Origin of the sequence: Ornithinimicrobium avium, assembly GCF_003351765.1 — a bacterium.
In the GTDB taxonomy this organism is placed as follows: Bacteria; Actinomycetota; Actinomycetes; order Actinomycetales; family Dermatophilaceae; genus Ornithinicoccus; species Ornithinicoccus avius.
Genome location: NZ_CP031229.1, coordinates 454,953 through 481,325 on the forward strand (window position 1 = coordinate 454,953; position 26,373 = coordinate 481,325).

General features: G+C 71.3%; 23 protein-coding genes and 1 tRNA gene. 20 read left to right on the plus strand and 4 right to left on the minus strand.

What is annotated here, in order from left to right; genetic code table 11:
- The first annotated feature begins 78 nt into the window (after positions 1–78).
- From DV701_RS02105 to DV701_RS02145, 9 genes are all read left to right on the plus strand, one after another.
- Positions 79–294 (plus strand): HGxxPAAW family protein, encoded by a 216-nt coding sequence (locus DV701_RS02105; RefSeq protein WP_114926872.1) that lies wholly within the window; start codon positions 79–81, stop codon positions 292–294.
- Positions 295–392: 98 nt separating this feature from the next.
- Complete coding sequence (gene trpC / locus DV701_RS02110) at positions 393–1,229, plus strand: indole-3-glycerol phosphate synthase TrpC (RefSeq protein ID WP_114926873.1); 837 nt, start codon at positions 393–395, stop codon at positions 1,227–1,229.
- Positions 1,226–2,503 (plus strand): tryptophan synthase subunit beta, encoded by a 1,278-nt coding sequence (gene trpB / locus DV701_RS02115; RefSeq protein WP_114926874.1) that lies wholly within the window; start codon positions 1,226–1,228, stop codon positions 2,501–2,503. Before trpC ends, trpB begins: the two co-directional genes overlap by 4 nt.
- Positions 2,500–3,309, plus strand: a complete 810-nt coding sequence (gene trpA / locus DV701_RS02120; protein WP_114926875.1) for a tryptophan synthase subunit alpha — start codon at positions 2,500–2,502, stop codon at positions 3,307–3,309. Before trpB ends, trpA begins: the two co-directional genes overlap by 4 nt.
- Positions 3,306–3,839 carry a MauE/DoxX family redox-associated membrane protein gene (locus DV701_RS02125; protein WP_228255168.1) on the plus strand — a complete coding sequence of 178 codons (534 nt, stop codon included), beginning with the start codon at positions 3,306–3,308 and terminating at the stop codon, positions 3,837–3,839. The genes trpA and DV701_RS02125 overlap by 4 nt, the downstream gene beginning before the upstream one ends.
- A 56-nt stretch (positions 3,840–3,895) precedes the next feature.
- Entirely contained in the window at positions 3,896–4,567 is a 672-nt protein-coding gene (locus DV701_RS02130) for a DsbA family protein (RefSeq protein WP_162802752.1), read from the plus strand.
- A gap of 99 nt (positions 4,568–4,666) precedes the next feature.
- Entirely contained in the window at positions 4,667–6,124 is a 1,458-nt protein-coding gene (gene pyk / locus DV701_RS02135) for a pyruvate kinase (RefSeq protein ID WP_114926877.1), read from the plus strand.
- Between the two features lie 87 nt (positions 6,125–6,211).
- Positions 6,212–6,294: transfer RNA gene (locus DV701_RS02140), tRNA-Leu, on the plus strand.
- Positions 6,295–6,462: 168 nt separating this feature from the next.
- A complete protein-coding gene (locus tag DV701_RS02145; RefSeq protein WP_114930600.1) occupies positions 6,463–7,035 on the plus strand; it encodes an ANTAR domain-containing response regulator in 573 nt (190 codons plus the stop codon).
- A 16-nt stretch (positions 7,036–7,051) separates the two neighbouring features.
- Here DV701_RS02145 and DV701_RS02150 read toward each other — a convergent pair whose 3' ends face one another.
- Both DV701_RS02150 and DV701_RS02155 read right to left on the minus strand, forming a co-directional pair.
- Complete coding sequence (locus DV701_RS02150; RefSeq protein WP_114926878.1) at positions 7,052–7,828, minus strand: DUF554 domain-containing protein; 777 nt, start codon at positions 7,826–7,828, stop codon at positions 7,052–7,054.
- Between the two features lie 23 nt (positions 7,829–7,851).
- Positions 7,852–8,289: a hotdog fold thioesterase gene (locus DV701_RS02155; RefSeq protein ID WP_114930604.1), complete on the minus strand. Its 438-nt coding sequence runs from the start codon at positions 8,287–8,289 to the stop codon at positions 7,852–7,854.
- A 19-nt stretch (positions 8,290–8,308) separates the two neighbouring features.
- Between DV701_RS02155 and polA the strand changes: the two genes are divergently transcribed.
- The 5 genes from polA to DV701_RS02180 all read left to right on the plus strand — a co-directional run bounded on the left by polA (position 8,309) and on the right by DV701_RS02180 (position 15,249).
- The gene (gene polA, locus DV701_RS02160) at positions 8,309–11,014 is read left to right on the plus strand and encodes a DNA polymerase I (RefSeq protein ID WP_202863608.1); all 2,706 of its coding nucleotides are present in this window, start codon (positions 8,309–8,311) and stop codon (positions 11,012–11,014) included.
- Positions 11,015–11,129: 115 nt separating this feature from the next.
- A complete protein-coding gene (locus DV701_RS02165) occupies positions 11,130–12,524 on the plus strand; it encodes a branched-chain amino acid ABC transporter permease (protein WP_228255169.1) in 1,395 nt (464 codons plus the stop codon).
- Positions 12,525–12,546: 22 nt separating this feature from the next.
- A complete protein-coding gene (locus tag DV701_RS02170) occupies positions 12,547–13,527 on the plus strand; it encodes a branched-chain amino acid ABC transporter permease (protein WP_228255170.1) in 981 nt (326 codons plus the stop codon).
- Entirely contained in the window at positions 13,517–14,482 is a 966-nt protein-coding gene (locus tag DV701_RS02175; RefSeq protein ID WP_228255171.1) for an ABC transporter ATP-binding protein, read from the plus strand. Before DV701_RS02170 ends, DV701_RS02175 begins: the two co-directional genes overlap by 11 nt.
- On the plus strand, positions 14,479–15,249 hold the full coding sequence (locus DV701_RS02180) for an ABC transporter ATP-binding protein (RefSeq protein WP_114926880.1): 771 nt from the start codon (positions 14,479–14,481) through the stop codon (positions 15,247–15,249). Before DV701_RS02175 ends, DV701_RS02180 begins: the two co-directional genes overlap by 4 nt.
- A 73-nt stretch (positions 15,250–15,322) precedes the next feature.
- Here the strand turns inward: DV701_RS02180 and DV701_RS02185 are convergent, their stop codons facing one another.
- Positions 15,323–16,672, minus strand: coding sequence for an ABC transporter substrate-binding protein (locus tag DV701_RS02185; RefSeq protein ID WP_114926881.1), 1,350 nt, complete (start codon positions 16,670–16,672; stop codon positions 15,323–15,325).
- A gap of 155 nt (positions 16,673–16,827) precedes the next feature.
- Positions 16,828–17,646: a class I SAM-dependent methyltransferase gene (locus DV701_RS02190; RefSeq protein WP_114926882.1), complete on the minus strand. Its 819-nt coding sequence runs from the start codon at positions 17,644–17,646 to the stop codon at positions 16,828–16,830.
- A gap of 161 nt (positions 17,647–17,807) precedes the next feature.
- Here DV701_RS02190 and rpsA point away from each other — a divergent pair, with 161 nt between their 5' ends.
- The 6 genes from rpsA to DV701_RS02220 all read left to right on the plus strand — a co-directional run bounded on the left by rpsA (position 17,808) and on the right by DV701_RS02220 (position 26,335).
- On the plus strand, positions 17,808–19,262 hold the full coding sequence (rpsA, locus tag DV701_RS02195) for a 30S ribosomal protein S1 (protein WP_114926883.1): 1,455 nt from the start codon (positions 17,808–17,810) through the stop codon (positions 19,260–19,262).
- A gap of 105 nt (positions 19,263–19,367) precedes the next feature.
- Positions 19,368–21,842 (plus strand): aminopeptidase N, encoded by a 2,475-nt coding sequence (pepN, locus tag DV701_RS02200; protein ID WP_114926884.1) that lies wholly within the window; start codon positions 19,368–19,370, stop codon positions 21,840–21,842.
- A gap of 96 nt (positions 21,843–21,938) precedes the next feature.
- A complete protein-coding gene (locus DV701_RS02205) occupies positions 21,939–22,259 on the plus strand; it encodes a hypothetical protein (protein WP_114926885.1) in 321 nt (106 codons plus the stop codon).
- A gap of 140 nt (positions 22,260–22,399) precedes the next feature.
- Positions 22,400–22,855 (plus strand): hypothetical protein, encoded by a 456-nt coding sequence (locus DV701_RS02210; RefSeq protein WP_162802753.1) that lies wholly within the window; start codon positions 22,400–22,402, stop codon positions 22,853–22,855.
- A gap of 9 nt (positions 22,856–22,864) precedes the next feature.
- A complete protein-coding gene (gene uvrB, locus DV701_RS02215; RefSeq protein WP_114926887.1) occupies positions 22,865–24,970 on the plus strand; it encodes an excinuclease ABC subunit UvrB in 2,106 nt (701 codons plus the stop codon).
- 228 nt (positions 24,971–25,198) lie between these two features.
- Positions 25,199–26,335, plus strand: coding sequence for a TerC family protein (locus DV701_RS02220; RefSeq protein WP_114926888.1), 1,137 nt, complete (start codon positions 25,199–25,201; stop codon positions 26,333–26,335).
- Positions 26,336–26,373 lie beyond the last annotated feature (38 nt).

The window sequence follows — 26,373 nt, forward strand, 5'->3', positions numbered from 1 at the left end:
GCCCGGCGGGGTGCTCCGGCTGGCACAATGGGACCGACCACGCCCCGGGCCAGCGCGCCCCGTCCGCAAGGAGCACCGATGCACGACGACGACGACAACCACGGCCAAAGCCCGGCAGCCTGGGTCTCGGTGGCCGTCATGGTCCTCGCCGCCGCCGTCGCCTGCTACGCCGCGGTCTTCGGTCCCACGACGATGCTGTGGGGCGGGATCGTGGTCTTCCTCGCCGGCGGCGTGATGTGGTACTTCCTGGAGCGCTTCGGCCTCGGGGCGGCCGGGTCCGGTCACGAGCGCTGACCCGACCGACGACCGGAGGCACCCGACCGGGCGCGGCGCTGCCGCCCGGCGCCACCCCGAGGGCCCGGTCCGCGTCCACGGCCGTCTAGGCTTGGGCCGTGGCGACAGTGCTTGAGCAGATCATCCAGGGGGTCCGCGAGGACCTGGCGCAGCGACGTGCCGCGCTGCCGCTCGAGGCGCTCCAGGAGCGGGCCGGCGCGACGCCCTCCCCCCTGGACGCGGTGGCGCACCTCGCCCCGCGGACCGGCGTCCACGTCATCGCCGAGGTCAAGCGCAGCAGCCCCAGCAAGGGCGCGCTCGCGGCCATCGCCGACCCCGCCTCCCTCGCGGCCGACTACGCGGCCGGCGGCGCGAGCGCCATCAGCGTCCTCACCGAGCGGCGACGCTTCGGCGGTTCGCTGGCCGACCTGGATGCCGTGCGGGGCAGGGTCGAGGTCCCGGTCCTGCGCAAGGACTTCGTGGTCGACCCCTACCAGGTGTGGGAGGCCAGGGCTCACGGCGCGGACCTGGTCCTGCTCATCGTGGCCGCGCTGCCGCAGCCGGTGCTCGTCGGCCTGCTGGAGCGGGTCGAGTCGCTGGGCATGCACGCGCTGGTGGAGGCGCACGACGAGGAGGAGGTGCGCCGCGCGGTCGACGCCGGCGCCCGGATCGTCGGCGTCAACAACCGTGATCTGAAGACCCTCGAGGTGGACCGCTCCACCTTCCCAAGGGTCGCCCGGCACGTGCCCGAGGACCTGGTGCTGGTGGGGGAGTCCGGGGTGCGCGGCCCGCTCGACGTGCTGACCATGGCTGAGGCGGGGGCGCACGCCGTCCTCGTCGGAGAGGCGCTCGTCACCGGGAAGCGACCCCGGGAGGCGGTCGGTGAGCTGCTCGCCGCGGCCGCCCACCCCGCGGTGCACACGGACGGCACGGCGCGGCGCGAGGGGCGCCCGTGAGCGCCGGCACGGTGCCCGGCCGGTTCGGTGGCTTCGGCGGCCGGTTCGTGCCCGAGGCGCTGGTGGCGGCCCTGGACGAGCTCGAGACGGCCTGGCTGCAGGCACAGTCGGACCCGGACTTCGGCGAGGAGCTGGCCAGGCTCCACCGTGACTACACCGGCCGGCCCAGCGCGCTGACCGAGGTGCCCCGGTTCGCCGAGCACGCTGGCGGCGCCCGGGTGTTCCTCAAGCGCGAGGACCTCAACCACACCGGGTCGCACAAGATCAACAACGTCCTGGGCCAGGCCCTGCTGACCGTGCGGATGGGCAAGCGCCGCGTCATCGCCGAGACCGGCGCCGGGCAGCACGGCGTGGCGACGGCGACCGCCGCCGCGCTCATGGGCCTGGACTGCGTGGTCTACATGGGCGAGGTCGACACCCGGCGCCAGGCTCTCAACGTGGCCCGGATGCGCCTGCTCGGCGCCGAGGTGGTGCCCGTGGCCACCGGTAGCGCGACGCTGAAGGACGCCATCAACGAGGCGATGCGCGACTGGGTCACCAACGTCGACCACACCCACTACCTGCTCGGGACCGTCACCGGTCCGCACCCCTTCCCGACCATGGTCCGCGACTTCCACGCCATCATCGGCATCGAGGCCCGCGAGCAGATCCTCGAGCGGGTCGGACGGCTTCCCGACGCCGTCTGCGCCTGCGTCGGCGGCGGGTCGAACGCGATGGGGATCTTCCACGCCTTCCGCGAGGACGACCAGGTGCGGCTGCACGGCTTCGAGGCCGGTGGCGAAGGGGTGGACAGCGGCCGCCACGCGGCCAGGTTCTCCGGCGGGGAGCCCGGCGTCCTCCACGGCGCCGCGACCTACGTCCTGCAGGACGAGGACGGTCAGACCCGTGAGACGCACTCGATCTCCGCCGGCCTGGACTATCCCTCGGTCGGCCCCGAGCACGCCTACCTGCACGACACCGGTCGGGCGAGCTACGAGCCGGTCACCGACCAGGAGGCGATGGACGCCTTCGCGCTGCTCTGCCGCACCGAGGGGATCATCCCGGCTATCGAGAGCGCACATGCGCTGGCCGGGGCGCTGCGCGTGGGACGCGCACACCCCGCTCGGGAGGACGGCGAGGCACCCGTCGTGCTGGTCAACCTCTCCGGCCGCGGGGACAAGGACGTGGACACCGCCGCCCGGTGGTTCGGGCTGGTGGACGGCGAGGACCTGGTCGAGGCGGAGGAGCTGAGGGCCGCACGCCCGGTCACCGAGGGTGAGGGGAGCGGAGCATGAGCGCGCTGGAGCAGGTGTTCGCCCGGTGCCGCGACGAGGAGCGCGCGGCCCTGGTCGCCTACCTGCCGGCCGGCTACCCGGACCTGGCGACCTCGGTCGCCGCCGTGCGCGCCGCCGCGGAGGCCGGAGCCGACGTCGTCGAGGTGGGAGTTCCCTACACAGACCCCCTCATGGACGGCCCGGTCATCCAGCGCGCCGCCAGCCAGGCGCTGGCCGGCGGGTTCCGGCTCGCCCACATCTTCGAGGTGGTGCGCGCGGTGCAGGAGGCCGGCGCTGTGCCGGTCGTCATGTCCTACTGGAACCCGGTCCTGCGCTACGGCGTCGAGCGGTTCGCCGCCGACCTGGCCGCGGCCGGGGGTGCCGGACTGATCACGCCGGACCTGATCCCCGACGAGGCCGGCGCGTGGCGGTCCGCCGCCGAGGAGCACCGGCTCGACCCCGTGTTCCTCGTGGCGCCCAGTTCCACCGACGCGCGGCTGGCGATGACGGCCGCCGCCTGCCGGGGGTTCGTCTACGTGGCCTCGACCATGGGGGTCACCGGGACGCGGACGAGCGTCGGCACCGGGGCCGCCGAGCTGATCCGACGCATGCGGTCGCTGACCGAGCTGCCGCTGTGCGTGGGGCTGGGCGTGAGCACCCGCGAGCAGGCCGCGGAGGTGGCCGCGTTCGCCGACGGCGTGATCGTGGGCTCGGCCCTGGTCGCCGCGGTGGCCCAGGACCCCACGCTCGAGCGGCTGCGCTCCGTGGTCGGCGAGCTCGCCGACGGGGTGCGGGCCGGTCGGCAGGAGGGGGGGACGGCGCGGTGAGCGCGCCCGTCGACCAGCCGCGCACCGGGCCCGTGCGTGCCGCACGCCCACCGGCACGGCGGCCCCCGCGCGGGTGGACCGGTGCAGTCGGCCTGGTCGCTCGGCTGGTGCTCGGCGGCGTGCTGCTCGCGGCCGGCTGGCTCAAGGTCACCGACGTCACGTCCTCGGTGCAGAGCGTGGTGGCCTACGAGCTGTTCAGCTACGAGGTGTCCCGGATCGTCGGCACGATGCTGCCGGTCGTGGAGATCGCCGTGGGGCTGCTGCTCATCACGGGTCTGCTCACGCGCGCCAGCGCGGTCGTCGGCGCGGCCCTGATGATCGTCTTCATCGCCGGCATCGCCTCGGCCTGGGCGCGCGGCCTGAGCATCGACTGCGGATGCTTCGGCACCGGCGGACCCATCGACCCCGAGGACACCCGATACCTGTCCGAGATCCTGCGGGACCTCGGTCTGCTCGCGCTCGCCGGCTGGCTCGTCGTGCGCCCCCGTACCCCCTTCTCCCTGGACCAGCTGCTCTTGAAAGGCCGTTGACCATGCCTCGTCCTCCCGCCCCTCCGGTCAAGCCGGTCGCCGCCAAGGGTCCTTCCATGGGTCTGATCGGTGGCGTCGTCGTCCTCGTCGTGGCCCTCATCGCCGTCCTGGTCTGGGCAGCGAGCCGGGGCGGTGGCCTGGACGCCGTCGGCAGCAGCAGCACGCTCCCGGAGGGCGGCGGCGTGAGCGTGGGGCCGGGCGTCGACGCGGACGTCACGCAGGTGCGCGTCTACGAGGACTTCCAGTGCCCCTGGTGCGGCAGGCTGGAGGCCTCGGTCGGCGAAGCGCTCTCGGACAAGGCGGTCGCCGGGGACATCAACCTGACCTACCAGATCATGTCCTTCCTCGACGGTGCCTCCAGCGACCGTTCCTCCACGCGCGCCGCCAACGCCGCCCTCTGCGCCGACGACGCCGGCGTCTTCGTACCCTTCCACGCCGCGGTCTACGCCAACCAGCCGCCCGAGGGGCAGGGCTACCGTGACGAGCAGTTCGTCGGCTGGGCGAAGGAGGCCGGGCTCTCGGGCACCGAGCTGGACACCTTCAGCTCGTGCGTCAGCGACCTGACCCACGAGGACTACGTCCAGGCGATGCAGGAGCGCGCGAACAAGGACGGCGTGACCTCCACCCCCACCGTGGTGGTCAACGGCAGCACCCTCAGCCAGGAGGAGATGAGCTCCCTGCTGCAGGACCCCTCCTCGCTCGACGGCATCCTGGAGTCCCACTCCTGAGCCTGGACGGACCTGGCCACGAGGTCGGTGGACCGGGGGATGACCGACGTCAGACCTCCGCGTCTTTGCGCAGCTGTGGCGGCGTCTAGGGTGGGGACCATGCGTCGCGCCAAGATCGTCTGCACCCTGGGTCCTGTCACCAGCTCCGCCGAGCAGATCCGGGCGCTCGTCCGGGCCGGTATGGACGTGGCGCGGCTCAACCTCTCGCACGGCTCCCACGAGGAGCACTACGAGCGCTACATGAAGGTCCGTGAGGCGGGCGACTCCTCGGGGCACGCCGTCGCGATCCTGGCCGACCTGCAGGGCCCGAAGATCCGCACCGGCACGTTCGCCGGCGGACCGGTCACGCTCGCCACCGGCGACCGGTTCACGATCACCACCCGCGACGTCCCCGGCGACCGCGACTGCGTCTCCACGACCTACGGCGGGCTGGCCGGCGACGTGCACCCCGGCGACGACCTGCTCATCGACGACGGCAAGGTGCTGCTGCGCGCGGTGGAGGTCACCGCCACCGACGTCGTCACCGAGGTGGTCATCGGCGGCGAGGTCTCCAACCACAAGGGGATCAACCTGCCCGGCACGCCGGTGAGCGTCCCGGCGATGTCGGAGAAGGACGAGGAGGACCTGCGCTGGGCCGTGCGCACCGGCGTCGACTTCGTGGCGCTCTCCTTCGTCCGGTCCGCCTCCGACTACGACGGCGTGCGGCGCATCATGGAGGAGGAGGGCCGCATCCTGCCGGTCATCGCCAAGATCGAGAAGCCGCAGGCGGTGGCCGACCTGGAGGAGATCGTCGAGGCCTTCGACGGGGTGATGGTCGCGCGCGGCGACCTGGGCGTCGAGCTGCCGCTCGAGCAGGTGCCGCTGGTGCAGAAGGACGCCATCCAGCTGTGCCGGGAGCGGGCCAAGCCGGTCATCGTCGCCACCCAGGTCCTGGAGTCGATGGTGGACAACCCGCGCCCGACCCGGGCCGAGGCCAGCGACTGCGCCAACGCCGTCCTCGACGGCGCCGACGCGATCATGCTCTCGGGGGAGACCTCGGTCGGTGCCTGGCCGATCAAGGCCGTGGAGACCATGTCCGACATCATCCGCAGCACCGAGGACCACGGGCTGCACCGGATCGCCCCGATCCTCACCACGCCTCGGACCACCGGCGGTGCGGTCACCCGAGCGGCGATCAGCATCGCCGACGCCCTGGAGACGGTGAAGTTCCTCGTCACCTTCTCCAAGAGCGGCGACACCACGACCCGGATGGCGCGGATGCGGCCGGCGGTGCCGATGCTCGCCTTCACCACCGAGCAGTCCACCCGGTCCCGGCTGGCCCTGACCTGGGGGGTGGAGACCTTCCTGGTGCCCTTCGTGTGGCACACCGACCAGATGGTGATGCAGGTCGAGGAGGCGCTCCTGCGCGAGGGGCGGTGCGAGCCCGGCGACCTGGTCGTCATCGTCGCAGGGTCGCCCCCCGGCGTCTCGGGCACCACCAACGCGCTGCGGCTGCACCGCGTGGGCGACGCGGTCCTCGGCCGGGCGCGGGCCTACCAGGACGACCCGCTGGCCTGATCCCGGCCCCCACGGTGCACCGGCGGCGTCGACCGGACCGCCCGGTTCCGCGGGTATGCTGGTTGACCGGTCGCGACCGACCCTCCCGCCGGGGTGGTGGAACGGCAGACACGGGGCACTCAAAATGCTCTGCCCGCGAGGGCGTGCGGGTTCGAGTCCCGCTCCCGGCACGTTGCACACGCACCTCCTCCGCCACGGCGGCGGACCGACGAGACAGATAGGCTTTGACCCGTGACCGACGCGAAGACGCAGCCCACGGCCCCCGGCGACGACGCCGCCCCCGAGCGCGACGCCGCCGCCCCCAGGAGGAGGCTGCGGCGGCAGCCACGGGGCAGGGTCTGCGGATCCTGCTCGCCGAGGACGAGGCGCTCATCCGGATGGACCTGGCCGAGATGCTCACCGAGGCCGGCCACGAGATCGTGGGGCAGGCCGCCGACGGCGAGCAGGCGGTGGCCCTGGCCAGGGAGACCGAGCCGGACCTGGTCGTCATGGACATCAAGATGCCCGGTATCGACGGGATCTCCGCCGCCGAGCAGATCGGCAAGGAGGGCCTCGCCCCGGTCGTCATGCTCACGGCCTTCAGCGACAAGAACCTGGTCGAGCGTGCCCGGGACGCGGGCGTGATGTCCTACGTCGTCAAGCCGTTCAGCGCCGTCGACGTGCTGCCGGCCATCGACATCGCCCGGGCCCGCTGGGCCGAGCGCAAGGCGCTGGAGTCCGAGGTGGCCGACCTGGGCGAGCGGTTCGAGACCCGCAAGCGCGTCGACCGTGCCAAAGGTCTGCTGATGACCCAGCTCAAGCTCAGCGAGGCCGAGGCGTTCCGCTGGATCCAGAAGGCGGCCATGGACCGCCGTCTGTCGATGCGCGAGGTCGCCGACGCCGTCATCGCGGGGATGCCCGCCAAGAAGTGAGCCGGCGGGGGGCGGCCTAGCGCAGCTGCCCCACCAGCGTGACCAGCACCGGCGCCACCACCAGCGCCGGCAGCAGGTCCCCCACCGGGATCTGGCGGATGTGGAGCAGCCGCAGCGCGATGCCCACCAGGAGCAGACCGCCCACCGCGGTCAGCGCCGCCACCTGCGCCTCGGACACCACCGCCCCGAGGGTGAGGCCCAGGACGGTGAGCGAGCCCTGCACCACCGCCACGGACACCGCCGAGAGCAGCACGCCGACACCGAAGGTGGAGGCGAAGGCGATCGCGGCGAAGAAGTCGAGCGCCGACTTCAGCGCCAGCTGGTCGATGCCCCGGCCCAGCCCGTCCGACAGCGAACCCAGGATGGTGAGCGGGCCCACGCAGAAGAGCAGCGAGGCGGTCAGCCAGCCCTCGATGAAGCGCTCCCGCTCGTCCTTGCCGTGCTCGCCTCCCTCGACGTCGTCGTCGCGCTGCACCCGGCGCTGGACCACGCCGGCCAGCGACTCCAGGCGGTCCTCGATCCGCAGCAGCGCCCCCAGGATCCCCCCGATCAGCAGGCTGCCCAGGACGATGAGCACGGGGGCGCCGCTGCCGACGGCCGACACCAGCGCCGGGGAGGTGACGTCGAGGGCGCTGAGGATGGCGACGAGCAGGGTGACCAGGCCGAGGCAGTCGGTCACCACGCCCCGGACCCGCTCGGGCAGCCGATGCCCGGCCAGCATGCCGAGGCCGGCGCCGAGGAGAACGGCGACGACGTTGACCACGGTCCCCAGGCCTGGGAAGGCTCCGTCCATGCGGTGAGCGTAGGGCCTGGCGGTCACGCGCCCGGAGGGCGGTCCCGCAGCAGGCAGGTCAGCCGGGCGGTGCACACCCGGCGGCCGTCGTCGTCGCTGACCACGATCTCGTAGCTGGCCACCGACCTGCCCAGTGACAGGGGCGTGGCCACCCCGATCACCCAGCCCTCGCGCACGGCTCGGTGGTGGGTGGCGCTGAGGTCGAGCCCGACGGCGATGCGACCCTCTCCGGCGTGCAGCGCCGAGGCGATGGAGCCGAGGGTCTCGGCCAGCGCCGCCGAGGCGCCGCCGTGCAGCAGGCCGTAGGGCTGGGTGTTCCCCTCGACCGGCATCCTGGCCACGGTGCGCTCGACGCCGACCTCGAGGATCTCCATACCCATCCGTCCGACGAGCGTCCCCGCGAGCAGCTCGGGTGTCATGCCGAGGGGGAGCGGGGGGAGGGGCTGGGTGCTGTCGGTCATGGGACATAGGCTGCCATGCGTGAGTCGACTGCTGCTGCTGGACGGACACTCGTTGGCCTACCGCGCGTTCTTCGCGCTGCCGGTGGAGAATTTCTCCACCTCGACCGGGCAGAGCACCAACGCCGTGTACGGCTTCACCTCCATGCTCATCAACCTGCTGCGCGACGAGGCGCCCACGCACCTGGCGGTGGCCTTCGACGTCTCGAGGCAGACCTTCCGCACCGAGCAGTACGCCGAGTACAAGGCGGGCCGGGCCGCGACGCCGGACGAGTTCCGCGGTCAGGTCGACCTGATCAAGGAGGTCCTCGACGCCCTGCGCATCCAGCACGTGGAGCTGGACGGCTACGAGGCGGACGACGTGATCGCCACCCTCACCGGCCAGGGCCGCGAGCTGGGTATGGAGGTGCTCATCTGCTCCGGCGACCGCGACACCCTGCAGCTGGTCGACGAGGGCACCACGGTGCTCTACCCGGTCCGCGGCGTCTCCGAGCTGTCCCGGATGACACCGGAGGCGGTGCAGACCAAGTACGGTGTGCGGCCGGAGCGCTACAGCGACCTGGCGGCCATGGTGGGGGAGTCGTCGGACAACCTGCCGGGCGTTCCGGGAGTGGGTCCCAAGACGGCCGCCAAGTGGCTCGGGCTGCACGGCGACCTCTCCGGGATCGTCGACAACGCCCCGCAGCTGAGCGGAAAGGCCGGCCAGTCGCTGCGGGACCACCTGGAGCAGGTCCTGCGCAACCGCCGGCTCAACCAGCTGGTCGCCGACGTGCAGCTGCCCGTGGGTCTGGACGAGCTGGCGGTGCGCGGCTGGGACCGCGAGGAGGTGCACCGGGTCTTCGACGGCCTCGAGTTCCGGGTGCTGCGCGAGCGTCTCTTCGCCACGCTGGAGTCCGCGGAGACGGAGGCGGAGGAGGGCATCGAGGTCGAGGGCACCGTCCTGGGGGCGGGGGAGCTCGAGCCGTGGCTCGGGGCGAACGCCGCAGCGGGGACGCGCGTGGCCGTGGTCGTGCACGCGGCGGCGCGCACCGAGGCCGGCCCGGGGGAGGCGACGGCGGTCGCGCTGGCCGGCGCCGAGCAGGCCGGCTACGTCGACCTGCTGGACCTCGGCGAGGAGGACGAGCGCGCGCTGGCCGCCTTCCTGGCCGACGAGGCGTGCACCAAGGTCCTCCACGACGCGAAGGGGCAGGTCCGTTCCCTGGAGCAGCGCGGGCTGGGTCTGGAGGGCGTCGTCAGCGACACGGCGCTGGCCGCCTACCTGGTCCGCCCGGACCAGCGCTCCTACGACCTGGCCGATCTGGCGCTGCGCTACCTGCACCGCGAGCTGCGGCTGGACGAGGACCCGGGGGCCCAGGGCCAGCTCGAGCTGTCCTTCGGGGGCGACGACGCGGGAGGGGCCGCCGCGGCCCGCTCGGCCATGGTGCACGCCCGAGCCGTGCACGACCTGTCCCTCGCCCTGGACGAGGAGCTCGCCGACGAGGAGGAGCAGAAGCTGCTGCGCGACGTCGAGCTCCCCCTGGTCGGGGTGCTGCGCCGGATGGAGCAGGCCGGCATCGCCGTCGACCTGCCGGGTCTGGAGCGCCTCGAGGCGGAGTTCGCCGACGCGATGACGCAGGCCCAGCAGGACGCCTGGGAGGCCATCGGCGACGACACGATCAACCTCGGGTCGCCCAAGCAGCTGCAGACGGTCCTCTTCGACACGCTCGCGCTGCCCAAGACGCGGCGGACCAAGACCGGCTACACGACGGACGCCGACGCCCTGGCCGGGCTCTACGCCCAGACCGAGCACCCGTTCCTCGAGGCGCTGCTGCGGCACCGGGACAAGACCCGGCTGCGGGTGACCGCGGAGGGCCTGATCAAGTCGGTCGCCGACGACCAGCGCATCCACACCACCTACCAGCAGACGATCGCGGCCACCGGCCGCCTCAGCTCGACCGAGCCGAACCTGCAGAACATCCCTATCCGGACCGAGGAGGGGCGCCGGATCCGGGAGATCTTCGTGGTGGGGACCGACCCGGGCGGCGGCTCCTTCGAGTCGCTGATGTCGGCCGACTACAGCCAGATCGAGATGCGGATCATGGCGCACCTGTCCCAGGACGCCGGGCTCATCGAAGCCTTCCGCACCGGCGAGGACCTGCACCGCTTCGTCGGCTCTCGCGTCTTCGGCGTGGAGCCCGACGAGGTCACCCTGCAGATGCGGGCCAAGGTCAAGGCGATGAGCTACGGCCTGGCCTACGGGCTGTCCGCGTTCGGGCTGTCCAAGCAGCTCGGCATCTTGACCGCCGAGGCCAAGGGCCTGATGGAGGAGTACTTCGAGCGGTTCGGCGGCGTGCGGGACTACCTGCGCGACGTCGTCGCCGAGGCGCGCCGCACCGGCTTCACCGAGACGATCCTGGGGCGGCGGCGGCACCTTCCCGACCTGACCAGCGACAACCGGCAGCGGCGGGAGATGGCCGAACGGATGGCCCTCAACGCTCCGATCCAGGGCTCGGCCGCGGACCTGATCAAGGTGGCGATGCTCGGGACCGAACGGGCCCTGCGCGAGGCCGGCGTGCGCTCGCGCATGCTGCTGCAGGTGCACGACGAGCTGGTCCTGGAGGTCGCGCCGGGGGAGCGCGAGCAGGTCGAGGAGATCGTCCGTGCGCAGATGGGTGCCGCAGCCGACCTGGACGTGCCGCTCGACGTCAGCGTCGGCGTGGGTCGCAGCTGGCACGACGCCGCGCACTAGTCCGGGCAGCCCCGTGAGCGTGCGTTGGTCACGATTCGGACACGCTGGACGGTGGCACGTCCGCAGGCTTGCGACGGTGTGGTTTACTTCCGGGCAGCGATCCGAAGGAGGACCCGTGCGCGCCCGCGTCATGTCATTGTTCGCGGCGCTGCTCCTGACCGTGATGCTGGTGCCCGGCGCTGCCGCCGCGGCGCTCAGTCACAGCTCCTCGCCACCGACGGCGGCCGTGCCCGCCGCGGTGCTGAGCCAGGACGACGCCGCCAAGAGCACCGCACCACCCCAGGACGAGGCTGCCCAGTCGATACGCGGAAGCATCCGCGGGCCGGACCGGCAGCCGATCAGTGGTCTGACCATCACGGTGACCCAGGACGGCACCGAGGTCGGCAGCGGCACGACCGACGACAAGGGCCAGTGGGAGGTCCCGTTGCCCGAGCCCGGCACCTACTCCGCCTCGATCGACCCGGCACAGCTGCCGGAGGGCGTGGTGCCCCGGACCGAGGACGGCGCGCAGATCGACGGCGTGGTCGTCCGGCCGGGGGCGCAGCAGGGCGTGATCTTCCAGCTCGCCGCGGGCGCCGGGGGGGAGGACGGGGCCGCGGCGCCCCCGGCGGCAGGCGGCACGTCGTTCGCGCGACAGTTCATCCAGCTGACCGTGGAGGGCATCAAGTTCGGTGCGATCATCGCGATCACCGCGGTCGGCCTGTCGCTGGTGTTCGGCACGACCCGGCTGATCAACTTCGCCCACGGCGAGTACGTCACCTTCGGCGCGATCATGGCGTTCTTCCTCTCCGTCACCCCCCTGAACCTGCCCGTCTGGCTGGCCGGGATCCTGGCGATGATCCTCACCGCGCTCCTGGCGGGCGGGGTCGAGCTCACCGTCTGGCGCCCGATGCGGCGCAAGAGCGCCGGCCTGATCCAGCAGTTCATCGTGGCGATCGGGCTGGCCCTGGTGGTCCGGCACATCCTGCTGGTGCTGTTCGGGTCCCGGCGCCGTCAGTACGACGAGTACAACCTCCAGCAGTCGATGGACCTCGGACTGTTCCGCATCACGCCCCGAGACCTGATCGTCACGCTCATCGCGTTCGCCCTCATGGGCCTCGTCGCCTTCATGCTGGAGCGCACCCGGGTCGGCAAGGCGATGCGAGCCGTCAACGACAACCAGGACCTGGCGTCCGCCTCCGGCATCAACGTCGAGCGGATCATCATGATCGTCTGGCTCCTGGGCGGCGCCCTCGCGGGCCTCGGCGGCGTGCTGTTCGGGCTGACCCAGGCGGTCTACCCCGACATGGGCTTCCAGCTGCTGCTCCTGATGTTCGCCGCCGTCATCCTCGGCGGCCTCGGCAGCGCCTACGGCGCGATGGTCGGTGCGATCGCCATCGGGCTGGTCTCCCAGCTCTCCACGCTGTGGTTCCCCGCCTCGCTGCAGAACATGTGGGCGCTTCTCGTCATGATCCTGGTGCTCCTGGTCCGCCCGCAGGGCTTCTTCGGACGCCGCGAGCGAGTGGGATGAGAGGACGACGACAGTGGACCTGATGGCAATCCTCAGCAACGCCCTGCGGGGCGCGCTCGGCCCGGAGGCGGCGATCTACGCACTCGCCGCCGTGGGCCTGAACCTGCACTTCGGCTACACCGGGCTGCTCAACTTCGGGCACGTGGGCTTCATGCTCGTCGGGGCCTACGGCACGGCGGTGCCGGTGATCGCCTGGGGCAGCCCGCTGTGGGTGGGCATCCTCGTCGGTATGGCGTGCGCCGTGGTGCTGGCGCTCCTGCTCGGCATCCCGACGCTGCGGTTGCGCGGCGACTACCTCGCGATCGCCACGATCGCGGCGGGCGAGGTGCTGCGCTACCTCTACCGCTCGGAGTGGGCCGAGCCGCTGACCGGCGGTGTCTTCGGCATCACTCAGTTCGCCAACGGCTTCTACGCCTTCAACCCCTTCACCGGACCGCTCGCCCTCGGCCCGCTGAACTTCTCCCGGAACGCCCTGTGGGTGATGACCGTGGGGTGGGGCGCGGCGCTGCTGGCCGCGCTGCTCGTGGCGCTCCTCGTCCACTCGCCGTGGGGCCGCGTGCTGCGGTCCGTGCGGGAGGACGAGATGGCCGCCCGCAGCCTGGGCAAGAACGTCTTCGTCTACAAGATGCAGAGCCTGGTCCTCGGCGGGGTCATGGGTGCGCTGGCGGGTTCCCTGCTGGCGATCAACACGCAGGCGCTCAGCCCCGACGTCTTCATGCCGATCCTCACCTTCTACCTGTGGACGATCGTCATCCTGGGCGGGGCGAGCCGGATCATGGGTCCCATCCTGGGATCCGTCGTGTTCTGGTTCCTGCTCACCTCGCTGGACTCGCTGCTGCGGCAGGCCATCAGCAGCGGCGTCATCCCCACGAGCGTGCTGGACAGCAGCGATGTCGGCGCGATCCGCTTCGCAGCCGTCGGCCTCGGCCTGATGCTGCTGATGCTGTTCCGCCCGGCCGGGCTGCTGGGCAACCAGAAGGAGTTGCGTCTCGATGTCCGCTGACCACGCCCGGTCCGAGCCCGCGCACGAGGACCTGATGTCCCAGCGAGAGGAGCTCATCGACGCCGAGCAGGAGCTCAAGCATCAGGGACCCTCTGCCGGCGCGCTGCGCGCGGCGGAGGCGTTGCGCGACGTCGCGGCGGTGCCCGGCGTGGCCAAGCCGGACCCGATCCTCGTCGCGGACGGCGTGGTCCGGCAGTTCGGTGGCCTCACCGCCGTCGACGTGGACCACCTCGAGGTGCAGCGTGGCACGATCACCGCCCTCATCGGTCCCAACGGGGCCGGCAAGTCGACGTTCTTCAACCTGGTCAGCGGTTTCGACACGCCGACGAGCGGGACGTGGTCCTTCGACGGCAAGGACGTCAGCGGGTGGGCCGCCTACCGCATCGCCCGCCTGGGCATGGTGCGGACCTTCCAGCTGACCAAGGCCCTGATGCGGCTGACGACCCTGGAGAACGTCATGCTGGGGGCCACCGACCAGGCGGGGGAGAGCCTGTGGCGCGCGCCGCTGCGCTTCCTCTGGGCCGGGCAGGAGCGGGAGAACCGGGCCCGGGCCGAGGTGCTGCTGGAGCGCTTCAGGCTCACCCACATGCGCGACGAGTTCGCCGGCACCATGTCGGGGGGGCAGCGCAAGCTGCTGGAGATGGCCAGGGCGATGATGGTCGACCCCTCGTTGCTGATGCTCGACGAGCCGATGGCGGGCGTCAACCCCGCCCTGACCCAGTCGTTGCTGGGGCACATCCAGGCGCTGCGCGACGACGGTGTCTCCATCGTCCTGGTCGAGCACGACATGGACGTGATCATGTCCATCAGCGACTGGGTGGTCTGCTTCGCCGAGGGCAAGGTGATCGCCGAGGGGCGTCCGGACGACATCCGTCGGGACCGGGCGGTCATCGACGCCTACCTGGGGACCAGGCGCAGCCTGTCCGACGACGCTTCCGAGGAGGACCAGGCATGAACGACGACGCGCGCAGCGAGGACTCCGCGACCACGGGCGGCACGCCGCTGCTGAGCTCGGTGGAGCTGGTCTCGGGCTACCTGCCTGAGGTCAACATCCTCAACGGTTGCAACGTCCACGTCGACCGCGGCGAGCTGGTGGGGATCATCGGGCCCAACGGAGCGGGCAAGTCCACGCTTATCAAGACGATGTTCGGGCTGGTTCCCGTCAGTTCCGGCCAGGTCCTGCTCGAGGACCGTGACATCACCGGCCGCGCGGCCCACCTGCTCGTGGCCGACGGTCTGGGCTATGTCCCGCAGAACAACAACGTCTTCCCCTCGCTCACGATCAGCGAGAACATGGAGATGGGGATGTACGTCCGCCCCAAGGAGTTCGAGAGCCGGTTCCGGGCCGTGGCCGAGCTGTTCCCGCTGCTCGCCGACCGGCGTGCGCAGCGGGCCGGCTCGTTGTCCGGCGGCGAGCGCCAGGTGGTGGCGATGGGCCGTGCCCTGATGACCGACCCGATGGTGCTCTTCCTCGACGAGCCCTCGGCCGGCCTGTCGCCCCTGATGCAGGACGTGGTCTTCGAGGCGGTCTCCAAGATCAACGACTCGGGCGTCTCCATCCTCATGGTGGAGCAGAACGCGCGGCAGTGCCTGGACATCTCCGACCGGGCCTACGTGCTGGACCAGGGCCGCGACGCCTACACGGGCACCGGCGAGGAGCTGGCGAGCGACCCGAAGGTCATCGAGCTCTACCTGGGCACCCTCGCGCGCATCGACGACTGACCGCCGCGCACCGGACAGGCGAAAGGCCCGCCCCTCGAGGGGGGCGGGCCTTCGTCCGTGCCGTCGTGGCGCGTCAGCGCGAGTCGGCGGCGGGGTTGGACTCGACGGTCTCGATCGACTCGAACTTGCCGGCGTCATCGAAGCCGTAGACCTCGATGGAGGCGCGTCCGGGCTCGCCGGCGTCGGTGAAGTCCAGCGGACCGCTGACGCCCTGGTAGTCGATGTCCTCACCGGCGTCGATGAGGTCCTTGCACTCCGCGTACGAGGTGCACTCGGTGCCGTCCTTGGTCACGTTGACGACCTCGGACTTGAACTCCTGCGCGTCGGCCGACCCTGCGGCGTCGGCGGCCAGGGCCACCACGACCGCGCAGTCGTAGACCTGCGGGGCGAACTGGGTGTTGTCGCCCAGCTCGGGGGCGAACTCGGCCAGCGAGGACAGGAAGTCGTCGTTGGCCGCAGACGCCGGGGCGGTGCCCTTCATGCCGGCCAGCACGCTGGGGTCAGCCTCGTTGACCAGGGATCCCAGGTCCGGGTTGCGCATCCCGTCCGCCGCGTAGAAGCCCGTGTCGGCGGGGGTGATCCCGGCCTCGATGAGGCCCTGGATGATCTGCACGCCCTCCTCGAAGGCGACGACGACCACGGCGTCGGGCTGGGCCGAGACGACGGCCTGGACGACGGAGTCGTACTGCTGCGCCAGCGGGTCGTAGGTCTCGTTGAGCGCGACCGTGGCTCCGGCGTTCTCCAGCGCGTCGGCGGTGGCGTTGGCCAGGCCGCGGCCGTAGTCGTCGGCGCGGGCGACGATCGCGACGTTGGACCAGCCGTCGTTGACGATCGTGTTGGCCAGGACCGGGCCCTGCAGGGCGTCGGACGGCGCCGTGCGGATGTAGAGCCCGTCGTCGTCGTAGTCGGTGAACGTCGGCGCGGTGTTGGAACCCGAGCACTGCATGACGCCCGCGCCGGTGATCCGGTCGATGATGTCGAGCGAGCGGCCGGAGGCCGCCGCGCCGATGATGGCGCTGACACCCTGACCGAGGATCCGGTCGGCGGAGGCCTGCGCGATCGTGGCCTGGTCGCCCTCGTCGCCGCCGATCGGTGCCGGGATCTCGGCGCCGAGGACACCGCCGGCGTCGTTGATGTCCTTGATCGCCAGCTCGAGCGACTTGATCTGCGGCGGGCCGAGGTAGGCCAGCGCGCCGGTCTCCGGGAGGATGTAGCCGAAGGTGAAGGACGCGGGCTTGGCCGCGTCGGTGCCGGCCGCTCCCGTCTCGGTGGTGCCGTCGGTGGCGCTCTCGGTGGCGCCGGAGTCGGCGGGCTGCGTCTCGGTGGTGGCGGCGTCGGGCTCGTCCGCCCCCGACCCGCAGGCCGCGAGGAGCGCGACGGCCGACAGCGCGGCCACCGCCTTCACGTGGATCTTCCTGAACATCGTTGTCCTCTCGAACGTGGTGGCCCGTTGCACGGGTGTGTGACCCCGCTTCACGGGCGGGTGTGGGCGCCAGACTAGCCCGCGGATGCTCACTTGTGGAGAACTGTGACCGTACTGTGACCAGCCCTGTTCCCGGTCGGTCGCGGCGAGTCGCGTCAGCCGGGCCTGCCCGCCACCAGGACGAGGGTGCCCGGGACGAGCTCGCCGCGCAGCCGGCTCCACCCGCCCCACTCGTGGTCGGCGTCGTCGGGCCATCCCGGCTCGACAAGGTCCGCCAGGTGCAGGCCGGCGCCCACCACCGCGCGCACCAGGTCCCCCACGGTGCGGTGGTGCTCGGAGTAGAGCGCCTCCCCGGCCGTCGTCTCCTCCACGTAGGCGCGCCGGTCGAAGTAGGAGTGGGTGACGGTCAGCCCCGCCTGGCCGGGCACGTCGGGGAAGACCCACCGGAAGGGGTGGGACAGGGAGAAGACGCAGCGGCCGCCGGGGCGCAGCACCCTCGCCCACTCCTTCAGGGTGGCCTCCACGTCGGGGACGAAGGAGAGGACGCCGTGGGCGGTGAGGACCAGGTCGAAGGCGGCGGCGGCGAACGGCAGGCGGGCGCCGTCGCACTGGACGTAGGAGGGGTGCGGGGCGGACGGCATACCGCCGTCGATCCGGCGGGCCACGCCGAGCATGCCGGCCGAGAGGTCCGTGGAGACCACCCTGGCCCCCTGCCCGGCCGCCCAGCGCCCGCCCTGAGCCGCGCCGGCACCGACCTCGAGCACGTCGAGCCCGGCGACCTCGCCGAGCAGCCCCAGCCGGGTCTCGGTCCATCCCTCCGGGCCCCACACGAGCTCCGCGTCGCCGAGGAAGGCTCCGTGCTCGGCGTAGTAGTCCTCCGCCTGGGCGTCCCACCACCGGCGACCGGCGCGCACGGCGTCGTCGTGCCCCACCGGGCGGCGGCTGACACGGTCGGGGGACGCAGGCTCGCTCACCCGAGCAGTCTGGCAGGGCGGGGCGACTTTGACCCCGTGGCCCGTGGTCGTTAGTCTTGGTGGGCGCGTCGCGTGCGCTCACGCGTGCCCGTGCACAGATCCACCAGCACCACTCCAGCACTGTCCACCTTCATCCTGTCCACAATCGGAGCCCCTACTACATGACTGCCACCACGGCCGACAAGGCCATCTCCCAGATCGCTGTCAACGACATCGGGTCTGAGGAGGAGCTGCTCGCAGCGATCGACGCGACGATCAAGAACTTCAACGACGGAGACATCGTCGAGGGTGTCATCGTCAAGGTCGACCGGGACGAGGTCCTGCTCGACATCGGCTACAAGACCGAGGGCGTCATCCCCTCGCGCGAGCTGGCCATCAAGCACGACGTCGACCCCTCCGAGGTCGTCAGCGTCGGCGACGAGGTCGAGGCCCTGGTCCTCCAGAAGGAGGACAAGGAGGGCCGGCTGATCCTGTCCAAGAAGCGCGCCCAGTACGAGCGTGCGTGGGGTTCCATCGAGCGGATCAAGGAGGAGGACGGCGTCGTCACCGGCACCGTCATCGAGGTCGTCAAGGGTGGCCTCATCCTCGACATCGGGCTGCGCGGCTTCCTGCCCGCCTCGCTGGTGGAGATGCGTCGCGTCCGCGACCTGCAGCCCTACGTGGGCAAGCAGATCGAGGCCAAGATCATCGAGCTGGACAAGAACCGCAACAACGTGGTCCTGTCCCGCCGCGCCTGGCTTGAGCAGACCCAGTCCGAGGTGCGCACCACCTTCCTCAAGGAGCTGCAGAAGGGCCAGGTCCGCACCGGCACCGTCAGCAGCATCGTCAACTTCGGCGCCTTCGTCGACCTGGGTGGCGGCGTCGACGGCCTCGTGCACGTCTCCGAGCTGTCCTGGAAGCACATCGACCACCCGGGCGAGGTCGTCGAGGTGGGTGACGAGGTCACCGTCGAGGTGCTCGACGTCGACATGGACCGCGAGCGCGTCTCGCTGTCCCTGAAGGCGACCCTCGAGGACCCGTGGCAGGTCTTCGCGCGCACCCACGCCATCGGCCAGGTCGTGCCCGGCAAGGTCACCAAGCTCGTCCCCTTCGGTGCGTTCGTGCGCGTCGAGGACGGCATCGAGGGCCTCGTGCACATCTCCGAGCTGGCCGAGCGCCACGTGGAGCTGCCCGAGCAGATCGTCACCGTCGGTGCCGAGGTGTTCGTCAAGGTCATCGACATCGACCTGGAGCGTCGCCGGATCTCGCTGTCGCTGAAGCAGGCCAACGACGCGGTCACCGCCGAGTTCGACCCGACCCTCTACGGGATGGCCGCCGAGTACGACGAGCAGGGCAACTACAAGTACCCCGAGGGCTTCGACCCGGAGACCAACGAGTGGCTCGAGGGCTTCGACACCCAGCGCGAGAAGTGGGAGAAGGAGTACGCCGACGCCCACGCCCGCTGGGAGGCGCACAAGGCGCAGGTCGAGGCGGCCACGGAGTCCGACGCCGACACCGGCGTCCAGGTCGCCCCGGCGTCCACGTCCTACTCCTCGGAGTCGGAGGACGAGGCGGGCGGCACGCTCGCCTCGGACGAGGCGCTGGCCGCGCTGCGCGAGAAGCTCACCGGCAACTGAGCACCCGCCCCTGACGGGGGTATGACGTGCCGGGCCCGGTCCCCCTCGGGGGGCCGGGCCCTCTCGTGTCACCGGGGGCCGGCGCCGGCTCGGTATGGTCGTCGGGTGCCGCTGACCCTCACCGACGCCCGTGCCCGTGCCCGTACCGTCCGCGACGTCTCCTGCACGGTCCACCTGGACCTCGGTGGGGACGACCACGTGATCTCCCGCTCCACGGTGCGCTTCTCCGCCGAGGCCGGGGCGAGCACGTTCCTGGACCTCCAGCACGCCGTCGACGTCTCGGTCACGCTCAACGGTGCCGAGCTCCACGGCGTGTACCGCGACGAGCGGGTCCACCTGGAGGACCTGGACGGCGACAACGAGGTCGTCGTCGAGGCGCGGATGCCCTACGTCACCGACGGCGACGGCATGAACCGGTTCGTGGACCCGGCCGACGGGCAGGTCTACCTCGGCTGCTACGGCGGGATGGACGTGGCCAGGCGGGTGTTCGCCTGCTTCGACCAGCCCGACCTCAAGGCGCCCTTCACCATGAGCGTGACCGGGCGGCCGGGGTGGACGGTGCTGTCCAACGGCACCTCCGCCGGTCCGGACCAGGAGCAGACCTGGACGTTCACCACCACCCCGCCCGTGTCGTCATACCTCGTGGCCGTCTGCGCCGGCACCTTCGCCTCGCGGACGTGGGAGCACGCCGGCACCCGCTTCGGCTGGCACTGCCGCGCCTCGCAGGCCGACGACCTGGACCGCGACCTGGCACAGCTGCGGGACGTCACCGAGCGCGCCTTCGACGCCTACGCCGCGCGGTTCACCGAGCCCTACGCCTTCGGCGCCTACGACCAGGTCTTCGTGCCCGGCCACAACTGGGGCGCGATGGAGACCCCCGGGGTCGTGACCTTCCGCGACGAGCTGCTGCCGGCCGGGGTGACCGACCCGGGGCTGGCGCGGCGCCGGGCGATGACGGTCGCGCACGAGATGGCGCACATGTGGTTCGGCGACCTGGTGACCTTCCGCTGGTGGGAGGACACCTGGCTCAACGAGTCGTTCGCCGACTACATGGGCTTCCTCGTCGGCGGGCTGGCGCTGCCGGGGGTGGACGCGTTCGCCGAGTTCGACGTCTCGCGCAAGGCCGGCGGCTACGCGGCCGACACCCGCCCGAGCTCGCACCCCGTCGCGCCGCGGCCCGAGGACGTCCCGGACGTGGACGCGGCCTTCAACAACTTCGACCCGATCTCCTACGCCAAGGGCAACTCGTGCCTGCGCCAGCTCGCGTTCTGGCTGGGTGAGGAGACCTTCTTCCGCGGGGTGGACCGGCACCTGACGCAGCACCGCTTCGGCACCGCCACCCTGGACGACCTCGTCGGCACCCTGCAGTCCGTGACCGACCGCGACGTCATCGGCTGGGCCGAGGCATGGCTGCGCACCACCGGGCACGACACTCTCCGCGTGGTGCGGACCGACGAGGGGAAGGGTATGCCGGCTCTCCGGCGGGAGGGTTCCCGTCCCCACCGGCTCCGGGCGAGCGGCTACGACCGTGCGGGCGAGGACGGCCTGGTCGCCGCCTGGGAGCGTGTGGTCGACCTCGACGCCGAGGAGGTGCCGTTGCCGGCGGCGGACATGGTCGTGCCGAACAGCACGGGGGACACCTTCGCCGCCGTCGCGCTCGACCCTGCCGGCCGTGAGCTGGTCCTCGAGCGGCTCTCGGCCGTGCCGGACGAGCACCCGCGCACCATCCTGTGGGCGACGCTGCTCGACGAGGCCGTCCAGGGACGGCTGCCGGTGGGCACCCTGGTCGAGCTCGTCGAGCAGCACCTGCCGCCCGAGCCGTCGACCGTCGTCGTGGAGCACGTGCTGACACGCGCGGCCGCGGCGGTGCGCTCGAGCGCGGTCCCGGCGGACGTGCCGGGGCTGCTTGACCGCCTGGCCCTCGTGGCCGTCGCCATGCTGGGCGACGACCGGCCCGACGCCGCGGTGCAGAACCTCGTCGCCACGGCCGTCGGGACGAGCCGTGACGCTGCCCTGCTGCACGGGTGGCTCCGCGACGGCGGGCCGCGCGGACCGCTCGCGCCGACGCACCGGTGGGACACGATCGTCCGGCTCGCCGAGCTGGGTGAGCGGGTCGAGGACGTGGTCGAGGCGGAGCTGCGCCGCGACTCCTCCAGCGTCGGCCGGCTGGCCGCCCTGAGCGCCGGTGCCGCCGTCCCCGGGGCGACGGTCAAGGCCGCGACGCTGGACCGGCTGCTCGCCGAGGGCACCTCCAACCGCGAGCTGCTGGCCCTGGCACGCGGGCTGTGGTCCGCGGAGCAGCGGCACGTCGTTGACCCGCTCGTCACCGCATACCTCGACCGTGCCCCGGAGGTGGCCCGGCGCGGACAGGCGATCGCACTCGTGGTGGGTCGCGCGGCACCGCAGTTCCGCTGGACCGACGCACAGCTGGTGGCGCTGGACGATGCCGTGGCGGGTTCGGACCTGCCGCCCGTCCTCGCCCGCACCTGGGCCGACCTGCTGCACGACCAGCGGCGTCACGACGTGACCGGCATCGCTCCGACACCCAGTGCGGACCACTGCCCTGACAGCCCTCGGTAGCTCCCCGCCGTGTCGGCGCTTGACACACGCAGTTGCCATTGGGAGGGTGACAGCGTCATCGGCATCGCCGTTGCTGTGGTGAGGAAGGAAGGTGCCATGAACCAGAAGATCATCGCAGTCCTCGCGGGGGTCCTCATGGTACTGGGGCTGGCGCTACCGGCGCAGGCTGTGGCTCGCGAGGGAGGGACGCTGTACCGGTCCTCGTGCGTCCAGCCGTCCGATCCCTGGGCAAGGTCATTGTCGACTGAGGTGACCTATCTCGCCGGACCAGGGAGCACGTCCCAGTACTGGGACGACGGGCCGTTCTGGACCGCTCGGTATCGGCAGGGGTCCTACAACGGTGGCGACTGGTTCGCTCGTGTCTACTACGGCGCCTTGAGCGATCCGGGAACGTACGCGTACTGCCGGAACCCGTGAGGAACTGGCAGGTCTCGGTTGCTGTCGTCGGCTGCGTGCTGAGCCTGGGGGCATGCGTCACGCCGGCGGCGGACTCGGGGCCGAGACCGACCACGACCCGGGAGGCTATCGCGTCAGAGTCCGTGCCGGATCCGGAGGCGGTGGCTCGCGATCGTCGGGAGCAGGCCGAGCTGATGTCGACCTGCCTGACCGACCTCGGGTTCCCGACCCGGATGCGGGAGGACGGCAGCTTCGAGATCGGCGAGGTGGTGGCGGACCAGCAGGCCAGCCTGGATGAGGCGATCACGACGTGCACGGAGCAGGTGGGCCGGGGGAGCAGCTCGCGCACTCCGTCGGAGGCCGAGCTGTCGACGCTCTACGACCTGATGCTCGAAGGACGCGAGTGCCTCCTCGACCACGGCTACTCCATCTCCCAGCCTCCGACCCGGGAGACGTTCATCGAGACGTACCTGGCCAGCTACGAGGGCGGGACGCTTCCGTGGATCCCCTGGATGGACATCAACGATCCCGAATCGGTGAATCTCTGTCCACAACCCACCGAGGAGGAGGTGCTCCGCCGGATGCTCGAGGAAGGGTCTGTCGGCTCTCGGCGTTAGCGTTGAGGTATGCGACCCACGACCGACCTCCAGCGCACGGTGAACCCTTTCCGGGTCGTCTCCGACTTCAGCCCCAGCGGTGACCAGCCGGCCGCCATCAAGGACCTCGCCGACCGGATCAACCGCGGCGAGCAGAACGTCGTGCTCCTGGGCGCGACCGGCACCGGCAAGTCGGCGACGACGGCCTGGCTGATCGAGCAGGTCCAGCGGCCCACCCTGGTGATGGCCCCCAACAAGACGCTCGCCGCGCAGCTCGCCAACGAGTTCCGCGAGCTGCTCCCCAAGAACGCCGTCGAGTACTTCGTCTCCTACTACGACTACTACCAGCCGGAAGCCTACGTTCCGCAGACGGACACCTACATCGAGAAGGACTCGTCCATCAACGACGAGGTCGAGCGGCTGCGGCACTCCGCGACCAACAGCCTGCTCACCCGGCGCGACGCGGTCGTGGTGGCCTCGGTCTCCTGCATCTACGGCCTGGGCACCCCGCAGGAGTACGTCGACCGGATGGTCCGGCTCAAGGTCGGCCAGACGATCGGGCGCGACGACCTGCTGCGCCGGTTCGTCACCATGCAGTACTCCCGCAACGACGCCGCGTTCACCCGCGGCACCTTCCGGGTCCGCGGCGACACCGTCGAGATCATCCCCCAGTACGAGGAGCTCGCGCTGCGGGTCGAGTTCTTCGGCGACGAGATCGACAAGATCTACACCCTGCACCCGCTGACCGGCGAGGTCGTGCGCGAGGAGCAGGAGATGTACGTCTTCCCGGCCTCGCACTACGTGGCCGGGCCGGAGCGGATGGAGCGGGCGATCGGCGGGATCGAGACCGAGCTGGCCGACCAGCTGGAGACCTTCGAGAAGCAGGGCAAGCTGCTCGAGGCCCAGCGGCTGCGGATGCGCACCACCTACGACATCGAGATGATGCGCCAGGTCGGGTCGTGCTCGGGCATCGAGAACTACTCGCGCCACATCGACGGCCGCGCGTCGGGGTCCGCGCCGAACTGCCTGCTCGACTACTTCCCGGAGGACTTCCTGCTCGTCATCGACGAGTCGCACGTGACCGTGCCGCAGATCGGTGCGATGTACGAGGGCGACATGTCGCGCAAGCGCACCCTCGTCGAGCACGGCTTCCGGCTGCCTAGCGCCATGGACAACCGCCCGCTGAAGTGGGAGGAGTTTCTCGAGCGCATCGGCCAGACCGTCTACCTCTCGGCGACCCCCGGCGACTACGAGATGGCCAGGGCCGACGGCGTGGTCGAGCAGATCATCCGTCCCACCGGCCTGGTCGACCCCCAGGTCGTGCTCAAGCCGACCAAGGGCCAGATCGACGACCTGCTCCACGAGATCGGGGAACGGACGGCCAAGAACGAGCGGGTCCTGGTGACCACCCTGACCAAGAAGATGGCCGAGGACCTCACCGACTACCTCCTCGACAAGGGCGTGCGGGTGCGCTACCTGCACTCCGAGGTGGACACCCTGCGCCGGGTGGAGCTGCTGCGCGAGCTGCGGCTGGGGGAGTACGACGTCCTCGTCGGCATCAACCTCCTGCGCGAGGGCCTGGACCTGCCGGAGGTGTCGCTGGTCAGCATCCTCGACGCCGACAAGGAGGGTTTCCTGCGCTCCACCCGCTCGCTCATCCAGACGATCGGCCGCGCCGCCCGCAACGTCTCCGGCCAGGTGCACATGTATGCCGACACCGTCACCCCGTCGATGCGGGACGCCATCGAGGAGACCAACCGGCGCCGGGACAAGCAGCTGGCCTACAACGCGGCCCACGGGATCGACCCGACCCCGTTGCGCAAGAAGATCGCCGACATCACCGACATGCTCGAGCGCGAGGACGCCGACACCGAGGCGCTGATGGGCAGCGGCCGGCGCCAGTCGCGGGGCACGGGCCGGGGCCGCGGGGCGGCGGCGGCCGTGGGCACCGCGGTCATCGAGCGTCGCTCCACCGACGACCTGCCGGCCACCGAGCTGGCCCAGCTCATCCACGAGCTGACCGACCAGATGCACCAGGCCGCGACCGACCTGCACTTCGAGCTGGCGGCCCGGCTGCGCGACGAGATCTCCGAGCTGAAGAAGGAGCTGCGGCAGATGCGGGAGGCCACCGGCTGAGCAGCGGGCCCCGCCCGGTGCCACCCGTCACGCCTGCCGGTGGTGCCTCGCTGTGCCACAATGACGACGTCCATCGGAGGGGAGTATCCCCGGCGGCATCCTCGTCAGGACGGTCCGGACCGCGCCAGCGGCCGGACCCGGGGAGCCGGCACCCGGGCAGACCCCCGACGCGGGTCTGCGGTGCGGGAGAGACCTCCGGTCCGTAGAACTGACCGGAAGGGTTTTTCCATGACCGTGCCCACGTGGGTGTGGATCCTGACCATGGCGCTCGTGGCCGTGTTCTTCGCCTTCGACCTCCTCGTCCTCGGTCGCAGGCCGCACGAGCCCTCCCGGCGGGAGGTGTCCCTCGCGCTGACCGGCTACGTCGGCGCGGCGATCCTCTTCGGGCTCGGGGTGCTCTTCTTCGAGGGTGGGCAGCTGGCAGGGGAGTTCTTCGCCGGCTGGCTGACCGAGTACTCGCTCTCGATCGACAACCTTTTCATCTTCCTCATCATCATGGCCAAGTTCGGTGTGCCGAGGAAGTACCAGCAGTACGCGCTGATGGTGGGCATCGTCATGGCCCTCGTCATGCGGGCGATCTTCATCCTGGTGGGCGCGGCCGCCATCGAGCGCTGGTCGTGGGTGTTCTACATCTTCGGCGTCTTCCTGATCTACACCGCGGTCAAGCTGGCCAAGGAGAACATCGGCCACGACGACGCCGACGACGACGACTTCCAGGAGAACGCGCTCCTGAAGTTCATCGAGCGGCGCTTCCCCCTGACCCAGTCCTGGGACGGAGGGACCAAGCTGCGCGTCGTCGAGGCCGGCAAGACGGTCCTCACCCCGATGGCCATCGTCATCGTCGCGCTGGGCACGACCGACCTGCTCTTCGCCCTCGACTCGATCCCGGCCATCTTCGGCCTGACCCAGGAACCGTACCTGGTGCTGATGGCCAACGTCTTCGCGCTGATGGGCCTGCGGCAGCTCTACTTCCTGCTGGGTGACCTGCTCAAGCGGCTGGTCTACCTGGGCATCGGCCTGGCGGTCCTGCTGGCCTTCATCGGCGTGAAGCTGATCATCCACGCGCTGCACGAGAACAACCTGTCCTTCATCAACGGCGGCGAGCCGTTCCACGTCTGGGACATCCCGATCTGGTTCTCCCTCGGGGCGATCGTGGTCATCCTGGGCGTCACCGCGGTCGCCAGCCTCATCAAGAGCGGCAGGGACGCGCGCGCCGCCGTCCGCGCCGGCGGCGACGACGGGGCCCCGGACCTCGGCGAGGTCAGCCTGCTCGGCGAGGGGCACGAGCACCGCGCCGGGGGCGAGCGTGGCGCGGACCGGGAGGGCCGGGACGGGCGGGACGAGGAGAGCGAGGGCCGGGGCTGAGGCCTCGCCGGTGCCGGCGTCTCAGCCGGGCTGGCCCC

What these genes read in the sequence shown, in the direction of transcription:
- DV701_RS02105 (WP_114926872.1), top strand. Translation starts at nt 79, where the DNA reads ATGCACGACGACGACGACAACCACGGCCAAAGCCCGGCAGCCTGGGTC.
- trpA (WP_114926875.1), top strand. Translation starts at nt 2,500, where the DNA reads ATGAGCGCGCTGGAGCAGGTGTTCGCCCGGTGCCGCGACGAGGAGCGC.
- DV701_RS02130 (WP_162802752.1), top strand. Translation starts at nt 3,896, where the DNA reads ATGGGTCTGATCGGTGGCGTCGTCGTCCTCGTCGTGGCCCTCATCGCC.
- pyk (WP_114926877.1), top strand. Translation starts at nt 4,667, where the DNA reads ATGCGTCGCGCCAAGATCGTCTGCACCCTGGGTCCTGTCACCAGCTCC.
- DV701_RS02150 (WP_114926878.1), bottom strand. Translation starts at nt 7,828, where the DNA reads ATGGACGGAGCCTTCCCAGGCCTGGGGACCGTGGTCAACGTCGTCGCC.
- DV701_RS02155 (WP_114930604.1), bottom strand. Translation starts at nt 8,289, where the DNA reads ATGACCGACAGCACCCAGCCCCTCCCCCCGCTCCCCCTCGGCATGACA.
- DV701_RS02170 (WP_228255170.1), top strand. Translation starts at nt 12,547, where the DNA reads ATGGCAATCCTCAGCAACGCCCTGCGGGGCGCGCTCGGCCCGGAGGCG.
- DV701_RS02175 (WP_228255171.1), top strand. Translation starts at nt 13,517, where the DNA reads ATGTCCGCTGACCACGCCCGGTCCGAGCCCGCGCACGAGGACCTGATG.
- DV701_RS02180 (WP_114926880.1), top strand. Translation starts at nt 14,479, where the DNA reads ATGAACGACGACGCGCGCAGCGAGGACTCCGCGACCACGGGCGGCACG.
- DV701_RS02185 (WP_114926881.1), bottom strand. Translation starts at nt 16,672, where the DNA reads ATGTTCAGGAAGATCCACGTGAAGGCGGTGGCCGCGCTGTCGGCCGTC.
- rpsA (WP_114926883.1), top strand. Translation starts at nt 17,808, where the DNA reads ATGACTGCCACCACGGCCGACAAGGCCATCTCCCAGATCGCTGTCAAC.
- DV701_RS02205 (WP_114926885.1), top strand. Translation starts at nt 21,939, where the DNA reads ATGAACCAGAAGATCATCGCAGTCCTCGCGGGGGTCCTCATGGTACTG.
- uvrB (WP_114926887.1), top strand. Translation starts at nt 22,865, where the DNA reads ATGCGACCCACGACCGACCTCCAGCGCACGGTGAACCCTTTCCGGGTC.
- DV701_RS02220 (WP_114926888.1), top strand. Translation starts at nt 25,199, where the DNA reads ATGACCGTGCCCACGTGGGTGTGGATCCTGACCATGGCGCTCGTGGCC.